Origin of the sequence: Aeromicrobium sp. CTD01-1L150 (assembly GCF_041951745.1) — a bacterium.
GTDB lineage: Bacteria > Actinomycetota > Actinomycetes > Propionibacteriales > Nocardioidaceae > Aeromicrobium.
Genome location: NZ_CP169555.1, coordinates 1,617,560 through 1,636,653, shown reverse-complemented (window position 1 = coordinate 1,636,653; position 19,094 = coordinate 1,617,560). Strand labels below are relative to the sequence as shown.

The 19,094-nt window shown below is 68.4% G+C and carries 15 protein-coding genes and 1 tRNA gene; 7 read left to right on the top strand and 9 right to left on the bottom strand.

Annotated elements, in window-relative coordinates:
* Positions 1–169 precede the first annotated feature (169 nt).
* From ACEVFP_RS08075 to ACEVFP_RS08055, 5 genes are all read right to left on the bottom strand, one after another.
* The gene (locus ACEVFP_RS08075; protein ID WP_375003214.1) at positions 170–1,423 is read right to left on the bottom strand and encodes a M18 family aminopeptidase; all 1,254 of its coding nucleotides are present in this window, start codon (positions 1,421–1,423) and stop codon (positions 170–172) included.
* 100 nt (positions 1,424–1,523) lie between these two features.
* The gene (locus tag ACEVFP_RS08070; RefSeq protein WP_375003212.1) at positions 1,524–2,936 is read right to left on the bottom strand and encodes a DUF222 domain-containing protein; all 1,413 of its coding nucleotides are present in this window, start codon (positions 2,934–2,936) and stop codon (positions 1,524–1,526) included.
* 79 nt (positions 2,937–3,015) lie between these two features.
* Complete coding sequence (locus ACEVFP_RS08065) at positions 3,016–5,193, bottom strand: hypothetical protein (protein WP_375003211.1); 2,178 nt, start codon at positions 5,191–5,193, stop codon at positions 3,016–3,018.
* A complete protein-coding gene (locus ACEVFP_RS08060) occupies positions 5,193–5,729 on the bottom strand; it encodes a hypothetical protein (protein WP_375003209.1) in 537 nt (178 codons plus the stop codon). Before ACEVFP_RS08060 ends, ACEVFP_RS08065 begins: the two co-directional genes overlap by 1 nt.
* Before the next feature lie 175 nt (positions 5,730–5,904).
* Positions 5,905–6,768, bottom strand: a complete 864-nt coding sequence (locus ACEVFP_RS08055; protein WP_375003207.1) for an alpha/beta fold hydrolase — start codon at positions 6,766–6,768, stop codon at positions 5,905–5,907.
* Between the two features lie 65 nt (positions 6,769–6,833).
* Here ACEVFP_RS08055 and ACEVFP_RS08050 point away from each other — a divergent pair, with 65 nt between their 5' ends.
* Positions 6,834–8,057 (top strand): polysaccharide biosynthesis protein, encoded by a 1,224-nt coding sequence (locus tag ACEVFP_RS08050; RefSeq protein ID WP_375003205.1) that lies wholly within the window; start codon positions 6,834–6,836, stop codon positions 8,055–8,057.
* Here the strand turns inward: ACEVFP_RS08050 and polA are convergent.
* Both polA and ACEVFP_RS08040 read right to left on the bottom strand, forming a co-directional pair.
* Positions 8,054–10,729: a DNA polymerase I gene (gene polA, locus ACEVFP_RS08045; protein ID WP_375003204.1), complete on the bottom strand. Its 2,676-nt coding sequence runs from the start codon at positions 10,727–10,729 to the stop codon at positions 8,054–8,056. The genes ACEVFP_RS08050 and polA overlap by 4 nt on opposite strands.
* A gap of 71 nt (positions 10,730–10,800) precedes the next feature.
* Positions 10,801–11,415: a GNAT family N-acetyltransferase gene (locus ACEVFP_RS08040; protein WP_375003203.1), complete on the bottom strand. Its 615-nt coding sequence runs from the start codon at positions 11,413–11,415 to the stop codon at positions 10,801–10,803.
* Positions 11,416–11,548: 133 nt separating this feature from the next.
* Here ACEVFP_RS08040 and ACEVFP_RS08035 point away from each other — a divergent pair, with 133 nt between their 5' ends.
* The 5 genes from ACEVFP_RS08035 (at position 11,549) to ACEVFP_RS08015 (ending at position 16,462) form a co-directional block, all read left to right on the top strand.
* Positions 11,549–12,292 (top strand): DUF554 domain-containing protein, encoded by a 744-nt coding sequence (locus ACEVFP_RS08035; protein WP_375003201.1) that lies wholly within the window; start codon positions 11,549–11,551, stop codon positions 12,290–12,292.
* A gap of 123 nt (positions 12,293–12,415) precedes the next feature.
* Positions 12,416–13,777, top strand: a complete 1,362-nt coding sequence (locus ACEVFP_RS08030) for a hypothetical protein (RefSeq protein WP_375003200.1) — start codon at positions 12,416–12,418, stop codon at positions 13,775–13,777.
* A gap of 19 nt (positions 13,778–13,796) precedes the next feature.
* A complete protein-coding gene (locus ACEVFP_RS08025) occupies positions 13,797–14,783 on the top strand; it encodes a branched-chain amino acid ABC transporter permease (RefSeq protein ID WP_375003198.1) in 987 nt (328 codons plus the stop codon).
* On the top strand, positions 14,773–15,681 hold the full coding sequence (locus ACEVFP_RS08020) for an ABC transporter ATP-binding protein (protein ID WP_375003197.1): 909 nt from the start codon (positions 14,773–14,775) through the stop codon (positions 15,679–15,681). The genes ACEVFP_RS08025 and ACEVFP_RS08020 overlap by 11 nt, the downstream gene beginning before the upstream one ends.
* Entirely contained in the window at positions 15,674–16,462 is a 789-nt protein-coding gene (locus ACEVFP_RS08015) for an ABC transporter ATP-binding protein (protein ID WP_375003195.1), read from the top strand. Before ACEVFP_RS08020 ends, ACEVFP_RS08015 begins: the two co-directional genes overlap by 8 nt.
* Positions 16,463–16,830: 368 nt before the next feature.
* Here ACEVFP_RS08015 and ACEVFP_RS08010 read toward each other — a convergent pair whose 3' ends face one another.
* Both ACEVFP_RS08010 and ACEVFP_RS08005 read right to left on the bottom strand, forming a co-directional pair.
* The gene (locus tag ACEVFP_RS08010; protein WP_375003193.1) at positions 16,831–18,093 is read right to left on the bottom strand and encodes an ABC transporter substrate-binding protein; all 1,263 of its coding nucleotides are present in this window, start codon (positions 18,091–18,093) and stop codon (positions 16,831–16,833) included.
* 146 nt (positions 18,094–18,239) lie between these two features.
* Positions 18,240–18,872, bottom strand: coding sequence for an ANTAR domain-containing response regulator (locus ACEVFP_RS08005; RefSeq protein WP_375003192.1), 633 nt, complete (start codon positions 18,870–18,872; stop codon positions 18,240–18,242).
* A gap of 28 nt (positions 18,873–18,900) precedes the next feature.
* On the opposite strand from ACEVFP_RS08005, the gene ACEVFP_RS08000 reads away from it, so the two are divergent.
* Positions 18,901–18,983: transfer RNA gene (locus tag ACEVFP_RS08000), tRNA-Leu, on the top strand.
* The last annotated feature ends 111 nt before the right edge of the window (positions 18,984–19,094 follow it).

The window sequence follows — 19,094 nt, the reverse complement described above, 5'->3', positions numbered from 1 at the left end:
CACGAAGAGAGACGTCATCTCGACTGTGCACGGCCCTGCTCCGTCCGAGGAACGCACAGGCCACCAGCGCATCGACCAGCGTACGCGACCGGCACCGCGCTGCGAAACCCGGGACCCCGCCCCTGCCGGTGAACTCCTGGACTCCATCGGGTGACGTCAGGGGGCACGTTCACGCCTGCGGGGAGAGGAAGGCCGTCAGGGCCCGGGTGTAGAGGTCGACGTCGGCGGCGGCCATGGTCTCCCTGGCTGAGTGCATGGCCAGCTGTGGGGCGCCGACGTCGACTGTCGTCATGCCGGTGCGCGCGGCGCTGATCGGACCGATCGTGGAGCCGCAGTGCAGGTCGGCGCGGTGCACGTACCGCTGCAGCGGGACGCCGGCCTGCTCGCAGGCCAGCGCGAAGGCCGCCGTCCCGACGGGCTCGCTGGCGTACCGCAGGTTCTGGTTGACCTTGAGCACCGGTCCCCCGCCGAGCGTGATGCGGTGCAACGGCTCGTGCTTCTCGGCATGGTTGGGGTGGGTGGCGTGGGCCATGTCGCCGGAGGCGCACACGGAGCCGGCGACGGCGCGGTGGTAGTCGTCGCGGGTGCCGCCGGCGGCGCCCACGATGCGCTCCAGCACGGTGGTGAGGAGCTCGGACTGGGCGCCGCGCTCGGACGTGCTGCCGATCTCCTCGTGGTCGAACATCACCAGGACGGGACGGATGCCGGGCACGGCGTGGGCCTCCAACAGGGCGCGCAGGCCGGCGAAGCAGGTGGCCTGGTTGTCCAGTCGGGGGGCGGCGACGAACGCTCGGTCCGCCCCGATGCGCCCGGCCGGCTGGGTGGGGCAGGCCATGAGCTCGTGGCCGAGGACGTCGGTGGCCCGGAACCCGCTGCGCTCGCCCAGCCAGTCGAGGAACGAGCCCTGCCCGAGACCCCAGAGGGCGTTCAGGTGGCGCTGCTTGTCCGGCGTGGCGGCTGTCTGGTCGCGGTCGAGGTGGATGGCGAGGTTGGGCACGCGTAGGACGGGCTCGTCCACGTGCACGAGCCGCTCGGTGCCGTCGCGCAGCACGACCCGGCCGGCGATGCCGAGGTCGCGGTCGAGCCAGGTGGTGAGCAGCACTCCCCCGTACGGCTCGAGGGCGACGACGTTGGCACCGTCATGGACGAGGTCGTGGTGCTGCTTGAGACGCAGGTTGGGGCTGTCGGTGTGCGCTCCGACGACCCGGAACGGCGTCTGCGGGGCATCGTCGACCGAGGTGGACCAGGCGATGAGCGACCCGCCGCGGATGACGTAGTGCCGACCGGGCTCGGTGGGCCACGGATCACGCTCGTCGATGCGCGTCCAGCCGGCCGCCTCGAGCTCGGCGGCCGCAGTGGCGCAGGCGTGGAACGACGACGGCGATGCGTCGATGTACCGGCACAGGTCGTCGGCGGCGCTCATGGATGCACCCTATCCACGCCGCACAGGTCCGACCGATCTCCCTCGACCAACCGCACCGCGGTCGGCGTGGTCTCGTGAGTGGGCAGAGTTCTCCCGATGGTCATGGGAATCGTCGGTGTCGGCGGGGTCTGCGTCTGGGGTCCAGCGATGCCGGTGGGACGAGTTCTGGGATGCCATCGGCTGTGAAGTGGATGTCCCATCCGTCGGCATGGAGGATGCGGTGGTGGTGGGGGCAGAGCAGGACTCCGTCCTTCAAGTCTGTCTGGCCGCCGGCCGCCCAGGACTCGCCGCCGTGGTGGACGACGCACCAGCCGGGTGGCCTGTCGCATCCGGGGAAGACGCAGCCCTTCTGGGCGATCTCCAGGGCCCGTCGTTGATGCAACGTGTAGAGCCGCTTGTCTCTGCCGAGGTCGAGTGGGAGCGAGTCTCCACCGTAGACCGCCGGCAGGATCCGGTGCTCACAGGCCATCCGCCTCGCCTGACCGGCGGACAGGGTTTCACCGGTGGACAAGACGGCGACCTTGAGCTGGTCGAGCAGGGTCTGGTGGTCGATGTTGACGGTCATGATCGGACCGATGTTGTTGGTCTCCGGCAGCCGGTCGACTGGCAACAGCTCACACAAATGGGTGAAGGCCCAGCCCTGACGACGGCCATAAGACGGGCGTTCGTCCAGCAACACTTCACCAGTCGCCCGTGAAGCTTGCCCGGGTGCGGTGATCTCGACCTGCGGAGCACACAAGGACTCCAGCGCCACCCGTAGGTGGGCGGCCTGGGCTTCAGGAATCGCGAACCCACCTTTGACGGTCCCATCGATCGGGGCGCCCATCCAGAACTCCGCAGTGTTCCAGGCACGGCGTTCGCGGTCTTCGACGATGGTGTTCTCCGCAGCATCGATGGCCTCGGGTTGGATGAAGGAGCCGATGATCCGGTCGGCTTGGCGCTGGAACTGCCGTAGATCCATCCGGGGTGCGTCCTCGACCAGCTGTGTCTCACACGCCTCCCGAGCATTCTTGGGCGTCTCTTCGGGGAGGAGGTCAAGGGCCTTCTCGATCACCTTGGCCTGACGCTGGCTCAACCGGCCTTGGGCCATCGCCTCGTGGGATTGGGGTGTCTGGTCGATCTTCTGCGCCTGGCGCACCGTGTTCCGTGAACCACGATGATCCCCACCGAAGTCGCAGGCCAACAACGACGCCGTCGAGGTCGCGCCTTGCCGGCGTGCTTCGCCTGACTGCTCGACCGCCGCCACCGCGGCCAGCTCATGGGCCGTCACCCTGGCCTTCAACCTGGCCAGCGACGTCGCTGCCTCGCGTTGTCCTACGGGACCAAGACTCCCGTAGTCGCTGGTGTTGATCGACCCCAGGACCTCATGCACCAGCGCGAGCTTGTCCACCACAGAAGCAGTGGGCTCCAGCACCGGCGCCGCCAACGGAAACACATCCCCTCGATCAAAGAATTCTTGAATCGCTGTTGTGTTCCAATGTAGGCGACCCCACCGACACCCACCAGAGAACATTTCGAAGCTGTGGACAACTCCCCGAACAACGACGGCGCGCCACCCCGCAACGGGGTGACGCGCCGCCTGACGGGGTGGCTCAGCCGAGCACGCCGCGACGCCGCAGCGCCATGAGGCCCAGTGCGCCGGCCATGAGGACGGCCACGGCGATACCTCGCTTGAGGTTGGCCGACTCCTGACCGGTCGCACCGGCGAGCTCGAACTTGTACGCCGTGAGCTCGGTGGCGCCGGCCGGGCTGCCGTACGGCTGGGCACCCGAGGCTCGCTGCGACGAGGCCTCGATCAGCGCGTACTTGAGGCCATAGTCCATGGCCGTGCCATTGCCGACGTTGACCAGCTGCGAGGTCCCCTTGTCGGAGAGCTCCTGCGCACCGTCCGGCAGATCCGGCGCCTTGCCGGCCGCAGTACCGAGACCCTCGGCCAGACGACCAGAACCGCTCGCTGCGTCGTTCAAGCCCGAGGACAACGTCCCCGCACCAGTCGACAACTTGCCAGCTCCGTCTGACAGCTCACCAGTGCCCCCTGCGAGAGTGCCAGCACCCGCGTTGAGCTTGCCGGTGCCATCCTTGAGGTCGCGTGTACCGGCCGAAAGACGGTTCGCGCCGTCGGAGAGCTTGCCGAGTCCCTCGACCAAGCCGCCGCCCTTCTCCTGCAGCTCGGTCAGACCAGCGATCAGCTGGGCCATTCCATTGCGGAGTGTGCCCGGAGCACTCGGCGTTCCCACGCCGCCAGCGACTCCGCCCGTGAGCTGATCGACACCATCGTTGACACCGCTCTTGAGCGCGGGGGCAACCTGGCTTGCAAGGTTGGCACTCAGGCCGTTGGCGAGCGCCGTCTTGGTGCCCTCCACGTGCGCTGCAAAAGTTGCCTTCTCGCCCGGGTCCATCGTGCCGCTGCTCTGCACCAATCCATTCAGATCGTGTAGCGCACCGTAGAGACTCGGGGCGAAGCCATCCGCGAAAGCAGCGAGTCCGTTGTCAACGGAGGCTGCAAACGTGCTCTTGAACTCTTCGCCGCCTGCCGACACTCCTTGGTTGAGCTGCACCAGCCCCGCGTCGACCTTCTGCGCGCCTGCCTTGAGCTTCTTCACACCGTCGATGAGTGCTGGGGCACCACTCCTGGCGTCCCTCAGCCCCTTGGAAAGGTCACCGGCGCCCGTTCGGAGCTTCGTGGCACCCGCGTCGAGATCACCGGACCCCTTGTTCAGCTGGCCCGCACCTGCATGGAGCTTCTTGGCTCCGGCATCCAGCTGACCTGCACCTGCGGCCAGCTCACCCGCGCCGGGCGCGGCCTTGCCGGCCAGTCCGGCGTTGAGCTCCTGCGACCCGTCACGCAGCTGGAGGAGACCCTCGACGAGGTCGTTGGCGCCGTCACGGATCTTCAGCAGGTTCTCGTCGATCGTGACGGCACCGGCGGTGAGGTCGGCACCGGAGTCGGCGCCGCCCTTGTAGCTGGCCGCGCCGCCCTTGAAGGAGTTGTTCTCCAATGGGTTGACCGGCAGCATCGACAGGCTCGCCTTGGGGATGACGCCGTCCTCGATCTGCGCCGTGTACCCGAACGACGCACGATCCGAACCGATCGGCGGGAACAACGTGATGGTGAACGACAGCTGCGTGCCACCCTTGCCGTCGCCGGCGGCGTTGGCGCCGTCGGGCTCGACGTTGCGGAACGTCTCAGGCAGCACCGTGGTCATGGACCCGACCATCGGGATCACGACGGCCTGCTTGGAGCTCTTGGTGTTGCCCTCGCCGTCGGTGTACGTGACGTCCTGCTGCTCCGCGGTCAGGTTGGTGACCGTGTAGCGGACCTCCAGCTCGCCACTGTGGCCCACGACGTCGCCGGGCTCGACCTTCTCGCCGTCGAGGCGGTAGTCGACGTCGATCGAGACCGGGAGGTCCTGCGTGTCGTTGGCGACCGAGCGGTAGCGGTGCTTGCCGTCCACGTCGGTCTTGATGCGCTGGGCGCCGTCCTTGACCTCCCAACCGCCGAACCCGTCCAGGTTGCGCAGACGCTCGGTGGAGACAGGGTTGCTGACGTCGACCGAGCCCTTGCCCGACAGGACGAGCTGCTCGTAGACCCGTTGCGTGTTGACACTGCCGTCGGCGTCCATGAGCACGGAGACGGTCTCGGTGTTGGAGATGGCGACGTCACCGTCGACCGACTCCGCCGCCGCAGCCCCCGGTGCGGCCGATGCCGCGATCACCAGGGCGATCGCCCCGGTGGAGGCGACGATGCAGTTGTTCTTGGAGATCTTCATCAGACGTCTTCCATCTCTCGGTGCTGCGGGAGGTTCGGCTCGTGGCGCTCAGGCGTCACGGGGGTCGTCAGGCCGGCCACGACGACGCCGAGCATCGTGGTGAGCAGCACGGAGGTCACGGCCACCACCGACTCAGACGCGAACAGCGGCGTGTTGGCCGTGAAGTCGTACTCGTAGGCGCCGGTCACCGCGGCCATGCCGAGCAGCGACGTCCACAGGGGAAGCCGGCCGAGAGTCACGGCGCAGACGACTCCGGCGACCAGGAAGGCTCCCGCGAACGCGACCGCGCGGCCCGTGTCGGTATCGGGCAGCCAGGCGGCGCGCAGGCCGAAGGCCAGCCAGGCGATGACCACCCCGGACGCCAGGCCGGCAAGGCGCCAGGGCAGCGGACCGTCAGGAACGATGACGAGCACCGCGCCGAGCGCGATACCCAGAAGTGTGACGTGGACGAGATCCAGACCTAAGGCGTTGCCCAGCAGTACGGAGACTGCTGCGGCGAGCGCCAGGCCCAGCCCGGTGATGAACTGAGGTTTCATGGCATTACGGCCCCACGCCGTCAGCCCCTTGGCATGACGACGTTGCGTGGGACTCCCTCCCGGGAGTATCAGACCACGCCGGAGTGTGTCGTGGGTCTCATATACGGGTTGCAGTTGGGTTACGGACCAGCCGGTCACGGTCACCGTCGGTACGGGCGAACTCCCCAGGACCCGGTCAGGGGCGACGCGCGGCGTCTATGCGCCGACGTGCCCGCCTCAAGCCTTCCCGAGATGCTCCTCGATCAGTGCATTCACCCGTGCAGGATCCTCCACGGCTGCCAGGTGGGCTACGCCCGTCGAGGACGACGAACCGCGACCCCGGGATCGCGTCGGCCATGAGCCGGGTCTCGCCCGGCGTGAACGTCGTGTCCTCCGCACCGGCGACGACGAGGGTCGGGGCGCTGATCCGGCCCATGAGGTCGATCTGGTCGGGACGGTGCGGCACCACGCTCCTGACGGCGTGGGCGGCCGAGGAGATGTTCACCGACTCGACCGATCGGCGCACGAAGTCCACGACGTCGGGCCGCCACGCCAGGGTGGTCGGGCCGAGGAAGGCCTTCAGCACACGCGAGGTCAGCGGCGCCCGCACTCCGTTCAGGAGCGAGGCGATCCGCAGCATGAGCAGGAACTCCGCACGCTGCCGCCTGCCGGCGGCCGACGCCGTGCAGTTCATGACGACGGCGTGACGCGTCCGATCCGGGTGGGTGGCGGCGAAGGTCGCGCCGATCATCCCGCCCCAGGAGTTGCCGACGATGTCCGCGGCCGGCGCGCCGACGTCGTCGAGGATCGCGGCGATCACCTCGGCGCACTCGTCGAAGGTGAACGTCCGCCGCAACGGCTCGCTCCCGCCGTGGCCGGGAGGGTCGACGAGGACCACCTGGTTCCCCTGGGCGAAGTGCGCTGCCTGCCCGGCCCACAGGTCCCCGGTCATGAGCAAGCTGGGCCAGAACACCATCGTCTCGCCGCTCCCGCCGACCTGGATGCGCACTCGCCCCAACGGGGTGTCGACGTGCCGTTCGAGGAGATCCAGACCGCTCACCGCGGCGACACTACCGTCGGCGGCAGCGTGCCGACAGGCTCACGCCTCCCGGCTAGGGTGACCCGGTGACAACGGCCAAGGAGAACGTCGGCGGCGGCAGCCTCGTCGCGGCCGGCATGGTCATGATGAACGCCGCCGCCTACCTGTTCACCGTGGCCGCGGCACGAATCCTCGCGCCTCAGGAGTTCGGTGCGGTCACCGCGCTGCTGGGCATCCTGCTCGTGGGCAACGTCGCCGCGCTCGGACTGCAAGCGAGCACCGCGCGACGTCTGGCACTGCTGCGCGACCGCACCGCCGACGTCGTGTCCACGACGGTCAGCGTCACGGCGGTCGCCGCGCTCGCAGTCGGTGTCGCCGTGGCGGCTTCCACCGTCGTCCTCACACCGATGCTTCGGCTGGACTCCCACCTCCCGGTGGTCCTGTGCGGGCTCGCCCTCGTGCCCATGACGATCGTGGGGGCGCAGTTCGGCATCGCGCAGGGCTCGGAGCGCTGGCAGCTCCTGGCGGTAATCTACGCCTTCGCCGGGATCGGCCGGGTGCTCGGCGGCGCGAGCGCGCTGCTCATCTCACCCACCGCCACCAGCGGCATGCTCGGCGTGGCCGTCGGCGCCTGGCTTCCGGTCCTGATCGGCCTGCGCCTGCTGCGCGGCAGCGACCCCTTGCACACCAGTGGCCACCGGCGTTCGTTCCTGCGCGAGGCCGTGCTCGGTTCCCACGCACTGCTCGCGTACTTCGTGCTGAGCAACGTCGACGCCCTCGTGGCCCGCAACATCCTCGACGCGCACGACTCCGGGCTGTACGCCTCCGGCCTCGTGCTGGCCAAGGCAGCGCTGTTCATGCCGCAGTTCGTGAGCGTCGTGCTGTACCCGGCGCTGGCGCGTGACCACACCTCCCGCTCTCGCAGGCTCGCGGTCTCACTGGTGGCCGGTCTCGGCGCTCTGGCGGTGGCCGCGACGGCCCTGCTCCCCCAGGTGGCGCTCGTCCTCGTCGGGGGCGAGCAGTACGCAGAGGTGGCCGGCCGCCTCTGGCTGTTCGCGCTCGCCGGCTCGCTGCTGGCCATCGTGCACGTGCTGGTCTTCGACGCGCTGGCACGGCATGCCCACGGTGTCGTGGTGCTGGTGTGGTCCGCCGTCGCCGCCGTGCTCGTGGCCGCCTACACGATCGACGTCCACGTCACCGGCCTGGTGAGCATCGTCGCGTCCGTGGCCGCGGTCCTCGCCGTCGTGGTGTGGTTGGTGCCGGGCGAGTCCACCGCCGACACCACCGATCCAGCACCGTTCCGGGGCTAGTGCGCGGCCTCGTGCCACGTGCGCCCCGTGCCCACCGAGACGTCGAGCGGGACCGAGAGGTCGGCCGCGGAGGCCATCTGCTCACGCACGAGCGCCTCGACCTGCTCCCTCTCGCCGGCCGCGACCTCCAGCACCAGCTCGTCGTGCACCTGCAGCAGCATGCGTGAGCGCAGGTCCGAGTCCGCCAACGCGCCAGCGACACCGAGCATCGCGACCTTGATGATGTCGGCCGCCGACCCCTGGATGGGAGCGTTGAGCGCCATCCGCTCGGCCATCTCACGCCGCTGACGGTTGTCACTCTGCAGGTCCGGCAGATAGCGGCGTCGCCCCATGATGGTGGCCGTGTACCCGCTCTTGCGCGCCTGCTCGACGACGCCGTTCAGGTAGTCGCGCACCCCGCCGAAGGTCTGGAAGTAGTCGTCCATCAGGCCCTGTGCCTCGCCCGTGGAGATCCGCAGCTGCTGGCTCAGCCCGTACGCCGACAAGCCGTACGCCAGTCCGTAGTTCATGGCCTTGATGCGGGCCCGCAGCTCCCCGGTGACGTCATGGGCGACGTCGTCGGGATCACGCTCGAAGACCTTGGCGGCCATCACGGTGTGGAAGTCGTGCCCCGAGCGGAACGCCTCGATGAGGTCGGCGTCCTCCGACAGGTGCGCCATGATGCGCATCTCGATCTGGCTGTAGTCGGCGGTCAGGAGCTCCTCGAACCCGTCTCCGACGCAGAAGGCCTCACGGATCCGTCGCCCGGACTCGGTGCGGATCGGGATGTTCTGCAGGTTGGGGTCGGCCGAGCTGAGCCGACCGGTGGCCGCGATGGTCTGGAAGTACGTGGTGTGGATGCGGCCGTCCGGCTGCACCGTCTTCTGCAGTCCCTCCACGGTCTGGCGCAGGCGCGTGACGTCGCGGTGCGCCAGCAGGTGCTGCAGGAACGGGTGCTCGGTCTTGACGAACAGCTGCTGCAGCGCCTCGGCGTCCGTGGTGTAGCCGGTCTTGGTGCGCTTGGTCTTGGGCATCTCGAGCTCGTCGAAGAGCACCACCTGCAGCTGCTTGGGCGAGCCGAGGTTGATCTCCTTGCCGATGACGTCGTACGCGTCCTGGGCCGCGCCCAGCATCCGCTCGGTGAACTCCGCGTGCAGGGCGTCGAGGTGCTCGGCGTCGATCGCGATGCCGACCTCCTCCATGGCCAGCAGGACGTCCACGAGAGGCAGCTCGAGCTCCTGCAGCAACGACAACGCCTCGTCGTCGCTCAGCTGTCCCCGCAGGACCTCCCACAGGTCGAGGGTGGCGCGAGCGCGCTGCGCGGCACCGTCGGCGCCGGCGGTGTCGTCGTCGAAGGCCAGCTGGCCGGAGTCGTCGCCGGCCGTGAGGTCGCGCTTGAGGTGCCGCACGGCGAGGTCGGCGAGATCGTAGGAACGCTGGTCCGGGCGGACCAGGTAGGCCGCGAGAGCGGTGTCCGCGACGACCCCACGAAGGCTCCACCCGTGAGCGGCCAGCGCGTGCTGCTGACCCTTGGCGTCGTGCAGCACCTTGGGACGCGAGGCATCGGCCAGCCAGGCGGCCAGGGCCGCGTCGTCGTCGGGCCCCAGGTTCTCCACGGCGACCCACAGTGCTGGGCCACCGGCCGTGGCCACGCTGAGCGTGTCGAGGCGGGCGTCGGTGGGCCGCAAGGAACCCGTGACCTCCAGGCCCACCGGCTCGGCCCCGGCGTGCTGCCCCAGCCAGGCGCCCACCTGTCCCGACTCACCGATCTGGACCTCCACCTCGACGCCGGCCTCCGCCGTGGCGGACTCATCGCCCCCGCCGAGGTACTCAAAGAGCCGGGTGCGCAGGGCGTCGAACTCCAGGGCGTCGAAGACCCGGTGGATGGCCTCGCGGTTCCACTCGTTGGTGAACGCGACGTCGGCGGGGCCGGCCGGGAGGTCGAGGTCGCGCACGAGGGCGTTGATCCGCCTGTTGCGCAGAACCTCGTCCAGGTGGTCGCGCAGCGACTGGCCCGCCTTGCCCGAGACACCGTCCACGTCGGCGACGAGGGCCTCCAGCGAGCCGTAGGTGTTGATCCACTTGGCCGCCGTCTTGGGACCCACCCCGGGCACGCCGGGCAGGTTGTCGCTGGTCTCCCCCACGAGCGCGGCGATCTGCGGGTACTGCTCCGGCCTGACGCCGTACTTCTCCTGCACGGCGGCCGGCGTCATGCGCACCAGGTCCGAGACACCCTTGCGGGGGTAGAGCACCGTGGTGGTCTCGGTGACGAGCTGCAGGGCGTCACGATCGCCGGTGCAGATCAGCACCTCCATGCCGTCGGCCTGTGCCTGCGTGGCCAGCGTCCCGATGATGTCGTCGGCCTCGAAGCCGTCCTTCTCGAAGGAGGTGATCCCCAGGGCCTGCACGACGTCCTTGATCAGGTCCACCTGACCCTTGAACTCATCGGGGCTCTTGCTGCGGTTGGCCTTGTACTCGGCGTACTCCTGCGCCCGGAACGTCTGACGTGAGACGTCGAAGGCCACCGCGACATGGGTGGGTTGCTCATCGCGCAGCACGTTGATCAGCATCGAGGTGAACCCGAAGACCGCGTTGGTGTGCTGCCCCGTGGTGGTGGAGAAGTTCTCGACGGGCAGGGCGAAGAAGGCGCGATAGGCGACGGAGTGGCCGTCGATCAGCAGGAGTCGATCCACCGTCCTGACTCTAGGACATCCCACCGACGCCCACGGATCCCCCGAGGGGGGTCGCGGCCCCACGAGCGCTCTCAGCCGCCCTGGCGGTCGGGCTGCCTCACACCCTGGCGCCGGCGCAGCGTGCGCCGGACGGCGATCAGCCTGCCGGTGTCACGTGAGTGCGTGGCACGCGAGGAGACCTGCGAGCGCAGCTTGCTGGCCTTGATGGCACGGACCACCGCGACCTGGCTGAAGCCGATCTTGGTGAGGTAGCGGTGCGGCTCGCGCGTCTGTGTGGGAATGGCCGCGACGACCATCTCGACGTCGTGCTCCTCGCCGTAGGACGCAGCCGCCGACAACAACGTGAGCGCGATCGAGCGGCGGCGGTGCCGTGGCGAGACCTGGATGTCGGTGACCCGCAGGACGCGCGTCATGGTGACGGGGGTGAGCGTGCTGAGGTCGCACACGGTGGCGCCGACGACGTCGCCCTCGATCAACGCGATGATGATCCGCTTGTCCGGCTGCGACAGGTGCAGCTCCAGCGCCTCAGCGGCCTCGGCCACCGACGGCTCGTGCCACATGCTCTGCTGCGTGAACGCCTCGCTCGTCTCGCTGTCGGAGTCGGCTGCACACTCCGACCACAGAGCAGCCAACGCCGCAGCGTCCTCACGCGTCGCATCACGCAGGACCAGCGGCGAGCGAGTCATCAGGAGCCCCCAAGCGCGAGCGGAGAGGTTCGTCGGCGCAGTGACACACTGATCCCTGGTCGCACGACCACTGGAAGAGAATTCAACCAGCAACAGGAGCGTACATGGTGCGGGACCTCATGGTGCGCGGACGATGATCACCGGCACCGGCACCCTGACCAACGTCGTCACGGTGCTCATCGGCTCCGGGTTGGGCCTGCTCATCGGCCACCGCCTGCCCGAACGGGTTCGCACCGCCGTCCCCGTCGCTCTCGGCCTGGTGACCCTGCTGATCGCCGCCGACGCGGCCATGGAGGTGGCCGCAGCTCCTCTCGTCGCGGCGACCGGCACGGGCGCGCCCACCCTCGTCGTGCTCGGCTCACTCGCCATCGGTGCGATCCTCGGCGCATGGGCCAGGCTCGAGGATCGGGTGGAGGCGCTCGGCGGATGGCTCCAGCGACGCCTTACCCGCGGCGACGCCACCGACCGCGACCAGTTCGTCGAGGGATTCGTGGTGAGCTCGCTCGTCTTCTGCGTCGGCCCGCTCACCATCCTCGGCTCGCTCAACGAGGGCCTGGGCAACGGCGCCGAGCAGCTGCTGCTCAAGTCGGTGCTCGACGGGTTCGCGGCGCTGGCCTTCGCCGCCTCCTTCGGCATCGGCGTCATGGCCTCCGCGCTGTCGGTCGGCGTGGTCCAGGGAAGCCTCACCGTGCTCGGGATGGTCATCGGGACCCTGCTGCCCGCACCACACCTGCTGGCCGTCACCGCCACGGGGGGACTCATCCTCATCGGCGTCGCCTTCCGGCTGCTCGACCTCAAGCCGATCCCGGTCGCCGACCTGCTTCCGGCGCTGCTCGTGGCACCCCTGCTCACCCAGCTGGCCGTCGCCGTGGCCTGAGCGCAACTTCACAGAACCGTTACCTGCCATGGCTCCATCTCAGGCCACGTGACTCGCCCGTGGCGTTATGCTCCCCCGGACGACTGCGCCACGAGCGCTATCCATCACCTCCAGGAGTCCTGCGTGCGACTGACACTCAAGGTCCTCGTCTCGGCGTCCCTGGCGCTGATGGTCCTGCTGTCACCGATCGGTGCCGCAGCGACCGACGCGCCATCGCCGAGTCCGAGCGCCCCAGCCGACGAGCCCCCGGCCGCCGAGGAGAGCGAGCCCGGACAGCAGGAGGCCGGCCCGCCCGACGGAGCCTTCATCGCGGTGCGGCTGCTGAACAGTGCCGACGACGGCGCCCCGATCCCCGGCGTCACGCTCAGCGTGGCCACACCCGAGGGTGAGGAGATCGGCGACGGCGTGACCGATGAGGAGGGCCGCGCGTTCATCAGCATCCCGCAGGCCGGGCGCTACGTCGTGAACATCGACACCGACACCCTTCCCGCGGGCATCGAGTTCACCGGGAGCACCGAGCGCGAGGTCAACGCCGTGCTCGAGGGCGCCAACTCCGCGCAGTTCCAGATCGGTGCGGCAGAACGGGTCGCGGTTCCGTTCTCCGAACGGTTCGTCACCGCGCTGATGGGCGGCATCAAGTTCGGTCTGATCGTCGGTCTGGCGGCCCTCGGCCTGAACCTGATCTTCGGCACCACCAAGCTCACCAACTTCTCGCACGGCGAGCTCATCACCTTCGGCGCCATCGCCACCTTCGTCGCGAACGCCGGCCTCGGGCTCCCCGTCATCTACGCCGTCGTCGTCGCCGTGCTGGCCGGCGGCCTGTTCGGCTACCTGCAGGACCTGACGTTGTGGAGACCGCTGCGCCGAAAAGGCGTCGGCATCATCGCCATGATGATCATCTCGATCGGTTTCGGCCTGTTCCTGCGCTTCATCTTCCAGTACACCTTCGGGGGGTCCCGCCGCTCACTGACGCAGTACGGCACGCAGTCGCGCGATGAGTACTTCGGGTTCATCAACTTGGCACCCAAGGAGGTCGGCATCATCGGTGTCGCCATCGTGGTGCTGACGGTCACGTGCATCCTGCTGATGAAGACCCGGCTCGGCAAGGCGATGCGTGCGGTCTCCGACAACCCGGCCCTCTCGGCGTCGTCCGGTCTGAACGTCGACGGCGTGATCCGCTCAGTGTGGATCCTGGGCACCGCCCTCACGGCACTGTCCGGCGGACTGCTGGCCATCAACAGCCAGGTCAACTTCCTGATGGGCTTCAAGCTGCTCCTGCTGGTCTTCGCCGCCGTCACACTCGGCGGCCTGGGCACGATCTGGGGCGCGCTCGTAGGGTCGATGATCATCGGCATCCTCTACGAGGTCGGGCCCATCTTCGGAGTCCCGTCCTCCATCAAGGAAGTGGGGCCCCTGATCGTGCTCATCCTCATCCTGTTGATCAGGCCGCAGGGCATCCTCGGCCGACGTGAGCGGATCGGTTGAGGGGGCTGTCATGGACTTCATGCAGATTCTGAACTCGGCGTTCTCCTCGGCGCTCGGACCGCAGGCGATCGTCTTCGCCCTCGCGGCCATCGGGCTGAACGTCCACTTCGGCTACACGGGCCTGCTGAACTTCGGCCAGGCCGGCTTCATGGCCGTCGGTGCCTTCGGGCTCGCGGTCAGTGTCGTGACGTTCGACCTGCCGTTCTGGGTGGGGATCGGTGTCGGGCTCATCGCCCCCATCGTGCTGGCCATCGTGCTCGGTGTGCCGACCCTGCGCCTGAGGGCGGACTACCTGGCCATCGCCACCATCGCCTCCGCGGAGATCCTGCGCCTGATCTTCGGTGCGGTGGAGTTCAAGGACGTCTTCGGCGGCACCAACGGCCTCAACGGCTACGCCTCGACGTTCCAGAACCTCAATCCCTACAACAGCGGGATCGACCTGGGGATCGTGTCCTTCCGGCGTGGTGACCTCTGGTCGCTCACGGTCGGCTGGACCCTCGTCGCACTGTCCTGCCTGCTGGTGTGGGCGCTCATGCGCAGCCCCTGGGGACGTGTCCTGCGTTCCATCCGTGAGGACGAGGACGCCGTCCGCTCGCTCGGCAAGAACGTGTTCTTCTACAAGATGCAGGCACTCGTGCTGGGTGGGTTGTTCGGCGGCATCGCCGGCATCTTCTACGCCCTCAAGCAGGCGTCGGTGGTGCCGACCGACTACTCGACGCAGTTCACGTTCTTCGCCTACACGGCGTTGCTCATCGGTGGCGCCGCGCGAGTCCTGGGACCGGTCGTGGGTGCCATGATCTTCTGGTTCCTCATGAGCGGCGTGGGCTCCTTCTTCAGCCAGGCCACCTCAGGCGCCGACCCGCTGCTGCCGACCTGGCTGATGTCCGACGTCCAGGCCAGCGTGGTGCGACTCATCCTCGTCGGCCTGGGACTGATGCTGTTGATGATCTATCGACCACAAGGCATCTTCGGCGACCGGAAGGAGCTGGCGATCGATGCCCGCTGACACCACCACCGACAACCCGCTCGCGGGAGTGCAGAACTCCCCAGGCGTCGCCAAGCCCGACGCCATCGTCAAAGGCTCGGACATCACCCGCACGTTCGGCGGTCTCGTGGCCGTCGACGTGGGACACCTCGAGATCCAGCGTGGCGTCATCACGGCGCTGATCGGGCCGAACGGTGCCGGCAAGACGACGCTGTTCAACCTGCTCACCGGCTTCGACGTCCCGGACAGCGGCCGGTGGTCGTTCAACGACCACTCCCTGGCCCGCGTCCCCGCCTACAAGGTGGCGCGGCTGGGCATGGTGCGCACGTTCCAGCTCACCAAGGTGCTGTCCAAGCTCACCGTCATCGAGAACATGCGGCTGGGTGCCACCGGACAGCGCGGTGAGAAGTTCTGGTCCGCGCCGTTTCGTGCGCTGTGGAGATCGCAGGAGGACGAGATCACCCAGCGCGCCGACGAGATCCTCGCCCGGTTCAAGCTGGACACCAAGCGCGCGGACTTCGCCGGGTCGCTCTCGGGCGGACAGCGCAAGCTGCTGGAGATGGCCCGCTCGCTGATGGTCGACCCCGAGCTGATCATGCTCGATGAGCCGATGGCCGGCGTCAACCCGGCCCTCAAGCAGTCACTGCTCGAGCATGTGAAGTCGCTGCGCGACGAGGGCCGCACGGTCCTGTTCGTCGAGCACGACATGGACATGGTGCGTGACATCTCCGACTGGGTCGTCGTGATGGCCCAGGGCCAGATCGTCGCCGAGGGCACCCCGGACCAGGTGATGAGCGACCAGGCCGTCATCGACGCCTACCTCGGCGCCCACCACGACACCGACATCACCCAGCTGGACGAGGCAGACCTCGAGCGTGAGACCGAGGCCGAGCTCGACGAGGAGGCCAAGGATGACTGAGGACACCAGCCCCGGAGCGCAGACTGAGCGCGAGAAGCACCTCGCCGGAGCCGACGGCGCCGTCCTGCGGGCCGACGACCTGATCGCCGGGTACCTGCCGGGCGTGGACATCCTGAACAACGCCGACCTGTACTGCCAGCCCGGAGAGCTCGTGGGCATCATCGGCCCGAACGGGGCCGGCAAGTCGACGTTGCTGAAGTCGCTGTTCGGTCTGGTGACCATCCACAGCGGCACCGTGACGTTCCGCGGTGAGGAGATCACCAACCAGCGCGCCGACACGCTCGTGACCGCTGGCGTCGGGTTCGTGCCGCAGACCAACAACGTGTTCCCGAGCCTGACGATCGAGGAGAACCTCGAGATGGGCTGCTACCAGGAGCCCAAGAAGTTCCCCGAGCGGTTCCAGTTCGTCACCGATCTCTTCCCGCGTCTGGGTGAGCGTCGCAAGCAGCGAGCGGGCTCACTGTCCGGCGGTGAGCGGCAGATGGTGGCCATGGGCCGCGCCCTCATGATGGACCCGCAGGTCCTGCTGCTGGACGAGCCGTCGGCCGGCCTGTCCCCCGTCCTGCAGGACGAGGTGTTCGTGCAGACGCGCAAGATCAACAAGGCAGGTGTCTCGATCGTCATGGTCGAGCAGAACGCCAAGCGCTGCCTGCAGATCTGCGATCGCGGCTATGTGCTGGACCACGGCACCACGGCCTACTCGGGCACCGGCCAGTCGCTGGCCAACGACCCGAAGGTCATCCAGCTGTACCTGGGCACCCTGGGCGCCCAGGCCAGCTGAGCAGTCCCGCGTCACTTCGGCCAGCGAGAACGCTCCGCAACCCCCCGGTGGTTGAGTAGCCCTCGGCCAGCTGGGGGCACCTCCCTGCACGGAGCTCTGCGGAGTGCTCGGGGGCGGAACGAGCATCGCCGAGGGCGCATCGAAACCACGCCACTCACCCTCGCGCCGTCAGGTCAACGTGGTTTCGATACGCCGCTCGCTGCCCTCGCGTCGCACTCAACCACCGAGAAGAAGCTACGTCGCACTCAACCACCGAGAGGAGGCTGGGTGACGGTCGCCGGCCTGGTGTCTGCGACACCCCGGGACGCACCGACGCCCCCGGGAGTCCCGGGGGCGTCGGTGGTGTCCTACCTGATGAGTCGACCTGATCAGATCGTGCCCTCGATGTACTCGACGGCCTCGTAGGTGTTGTCGGACTTGTACTCGTAGATACCGATGGACGCCGACGTCGGGCTGCCGGTCTCACCGAGCTCGATCGGGCCGGAGGCACCGTCGTAGTCGATCTCCTCACCGGCCTCCAGCAGATCCTTGCAGTCCGCGAACGTCGTGCACTTCTCACCGTCGCGGGTGATGCCCGGGATCTCCTCGGCGATCGCGTCACCGGCATCGGTGTCGGCAGCGATGGCCGCCAGCGCCGAGACGACGACCGCGTCGTAGGACTCACCGGCGTAGGTGAAGTCCTTCAGGTCAGGATCGACCTCCAGCAGACGGTCCCGGAAGTCGCCGGCGGCCTCAGCACCTGGGAGCGTGCCCTTGGTGCCTTCGAGGATGCCGTCGTCCAGGTCGCCGGAGTAGTCGGCCATGTTGCCGTCCACGAAGTACGTGTCGGCGTCCTGCGGACCCACACCGGCCTGGACCAGCTGCGGGATGATCGTCTTGGTCTCCTCGAAGGCGATCAGCAGCACCGCGTCCGGGTCGGCCTGGGCGACCTCCTGGACCTGCGAGTCGTAGGACTGTGCGTTCTCGCCGTAGAAGACCGTGGCGGCCACGTTGCTGCCTGCGGCCTCCAGACCGTTGCCGACCTCCTCGGCGAGGGTCTCGCCGTAGGAGTCCTGGCGGGCCAGGATCGCCACGTTCTGCTTGCCGTCCTGGATGAGCAGGTTGGACAGGACCGCACCCTGCAGGACGTCCGAGGGAGCCGTACGGAAGTACAGGTCCGGCTCAGCGTAGTCGCCCTCGTCGAAGTCCGTCGACGTGTTGGCCGGGGAGAACATGACCGTGCCCGAGCCCATGATCTTGTCGATCACGGTCATGGACACGCCCGAGGCTGCGGCACCGACGATGACGTCGGAGCCGGCATCGAGCAGCTTGTCGGTCTCATCGGGTGCGATGCCGGAGTCGGTGTCGCCGGAGTCGCCCTTGACGTGCACGACGTCCTCGCCGAGCACTCCGCCGGCCTCGTTGATCTCGTTGACCGCGAGGTCGACACCCGCGAACTCCGGCGGGCCGAGGAAGGCGAGGCTACCGGTCTGGGGCAGCAGCGAGCCGATGGTCAGGACGCCGTCGGCCTCCGAGGAGGCCGAGCCGCCGTCGTCGCTGTCATCGTCGTCGCCGCCGCCACAGGCGGCGAGCACGAGTGCGCTTGCCGCGGCGATCGAGGCAAGACGCATGGTGCGTGTACTGCGCTTCATCTATCCCTCCCGGGATGGTGGATGGTCATGAAAGGACCCGTCAGCGGGCCCGAGCCGTAGGGAGAACATATGCGTGCTGCAGGGTCACGTGGGGCATCGCCGCCACAAACACGACTTTCGTAGCCAAGTTGTAACCGTCAGGGTCGTCACTCGTCGTTCCTGGGCGACTCACCGGGACTCGGCACCCCGTGCTCGACGATCCGGTCCGCCACCTCTCGCATCGAGGTGCGCAGGTCCATGGCCGTGCGCTGGATCCAGCCGAAGGCATCGGGCTCGCTGAGGCCGAGCTCGCTCTGCAGCAGCGACTTGGCGCGTTCGACGGCCTTGCGTGCTGCCAGCTGCTCGGTGAGCCCCTCGACGTCCCGCGAGAGTGTGATGAGCTCGGCGAAGCGGCTGCGGGCGACCTCGATGGCCGGCACGAGGTCGGTGACCGTGAACGGCTTGACGAGGTAGGCCATGGCACCTGCTGCGCTGGCCCGCTCCACGAGGTCACGCTGGCTGAACGCGGTGAGCATCACGACCGGGGCGATCTGCTCCGCGGTGATCTCGCCGGCCGCGGTGATCCCGTCGACACGGGGCATCTTGACGTCCATGACCACCAGGTCGGGCCTGTGCTCGCGTGCCAGCGCGACGGCCTGCTCGCCGTCCGCGGCCTGGCCGACGACGTCGTAGCCCTCCTCCTGCAGCATCTCGGCGAGGTCGAGCCGGATGAGGGCCTCGTCCTCGGCGATGACGACGCGAGGACGGGCGGGGGTGTCGTTCACGGAGGTGTCGTCCACATGAGAAGGTTATCCGGCCTGTTGGTGCGCCGGGTTGGCGGAACGGTAGACGCGATGGTCTCAAAAACCATTGTCCGCAAGGGCGTGCGGGTTCGAATCCCGCACCCGGCACCCTCAGTCAGCACGTGATCGCTGACGCGATCCGTGCTGACTTCAGGTGCCGGAATCACCCGACCCGGTGCCGGCCTGCCGGCAACCCGGTGCCGGTTCACCGGCACAGAG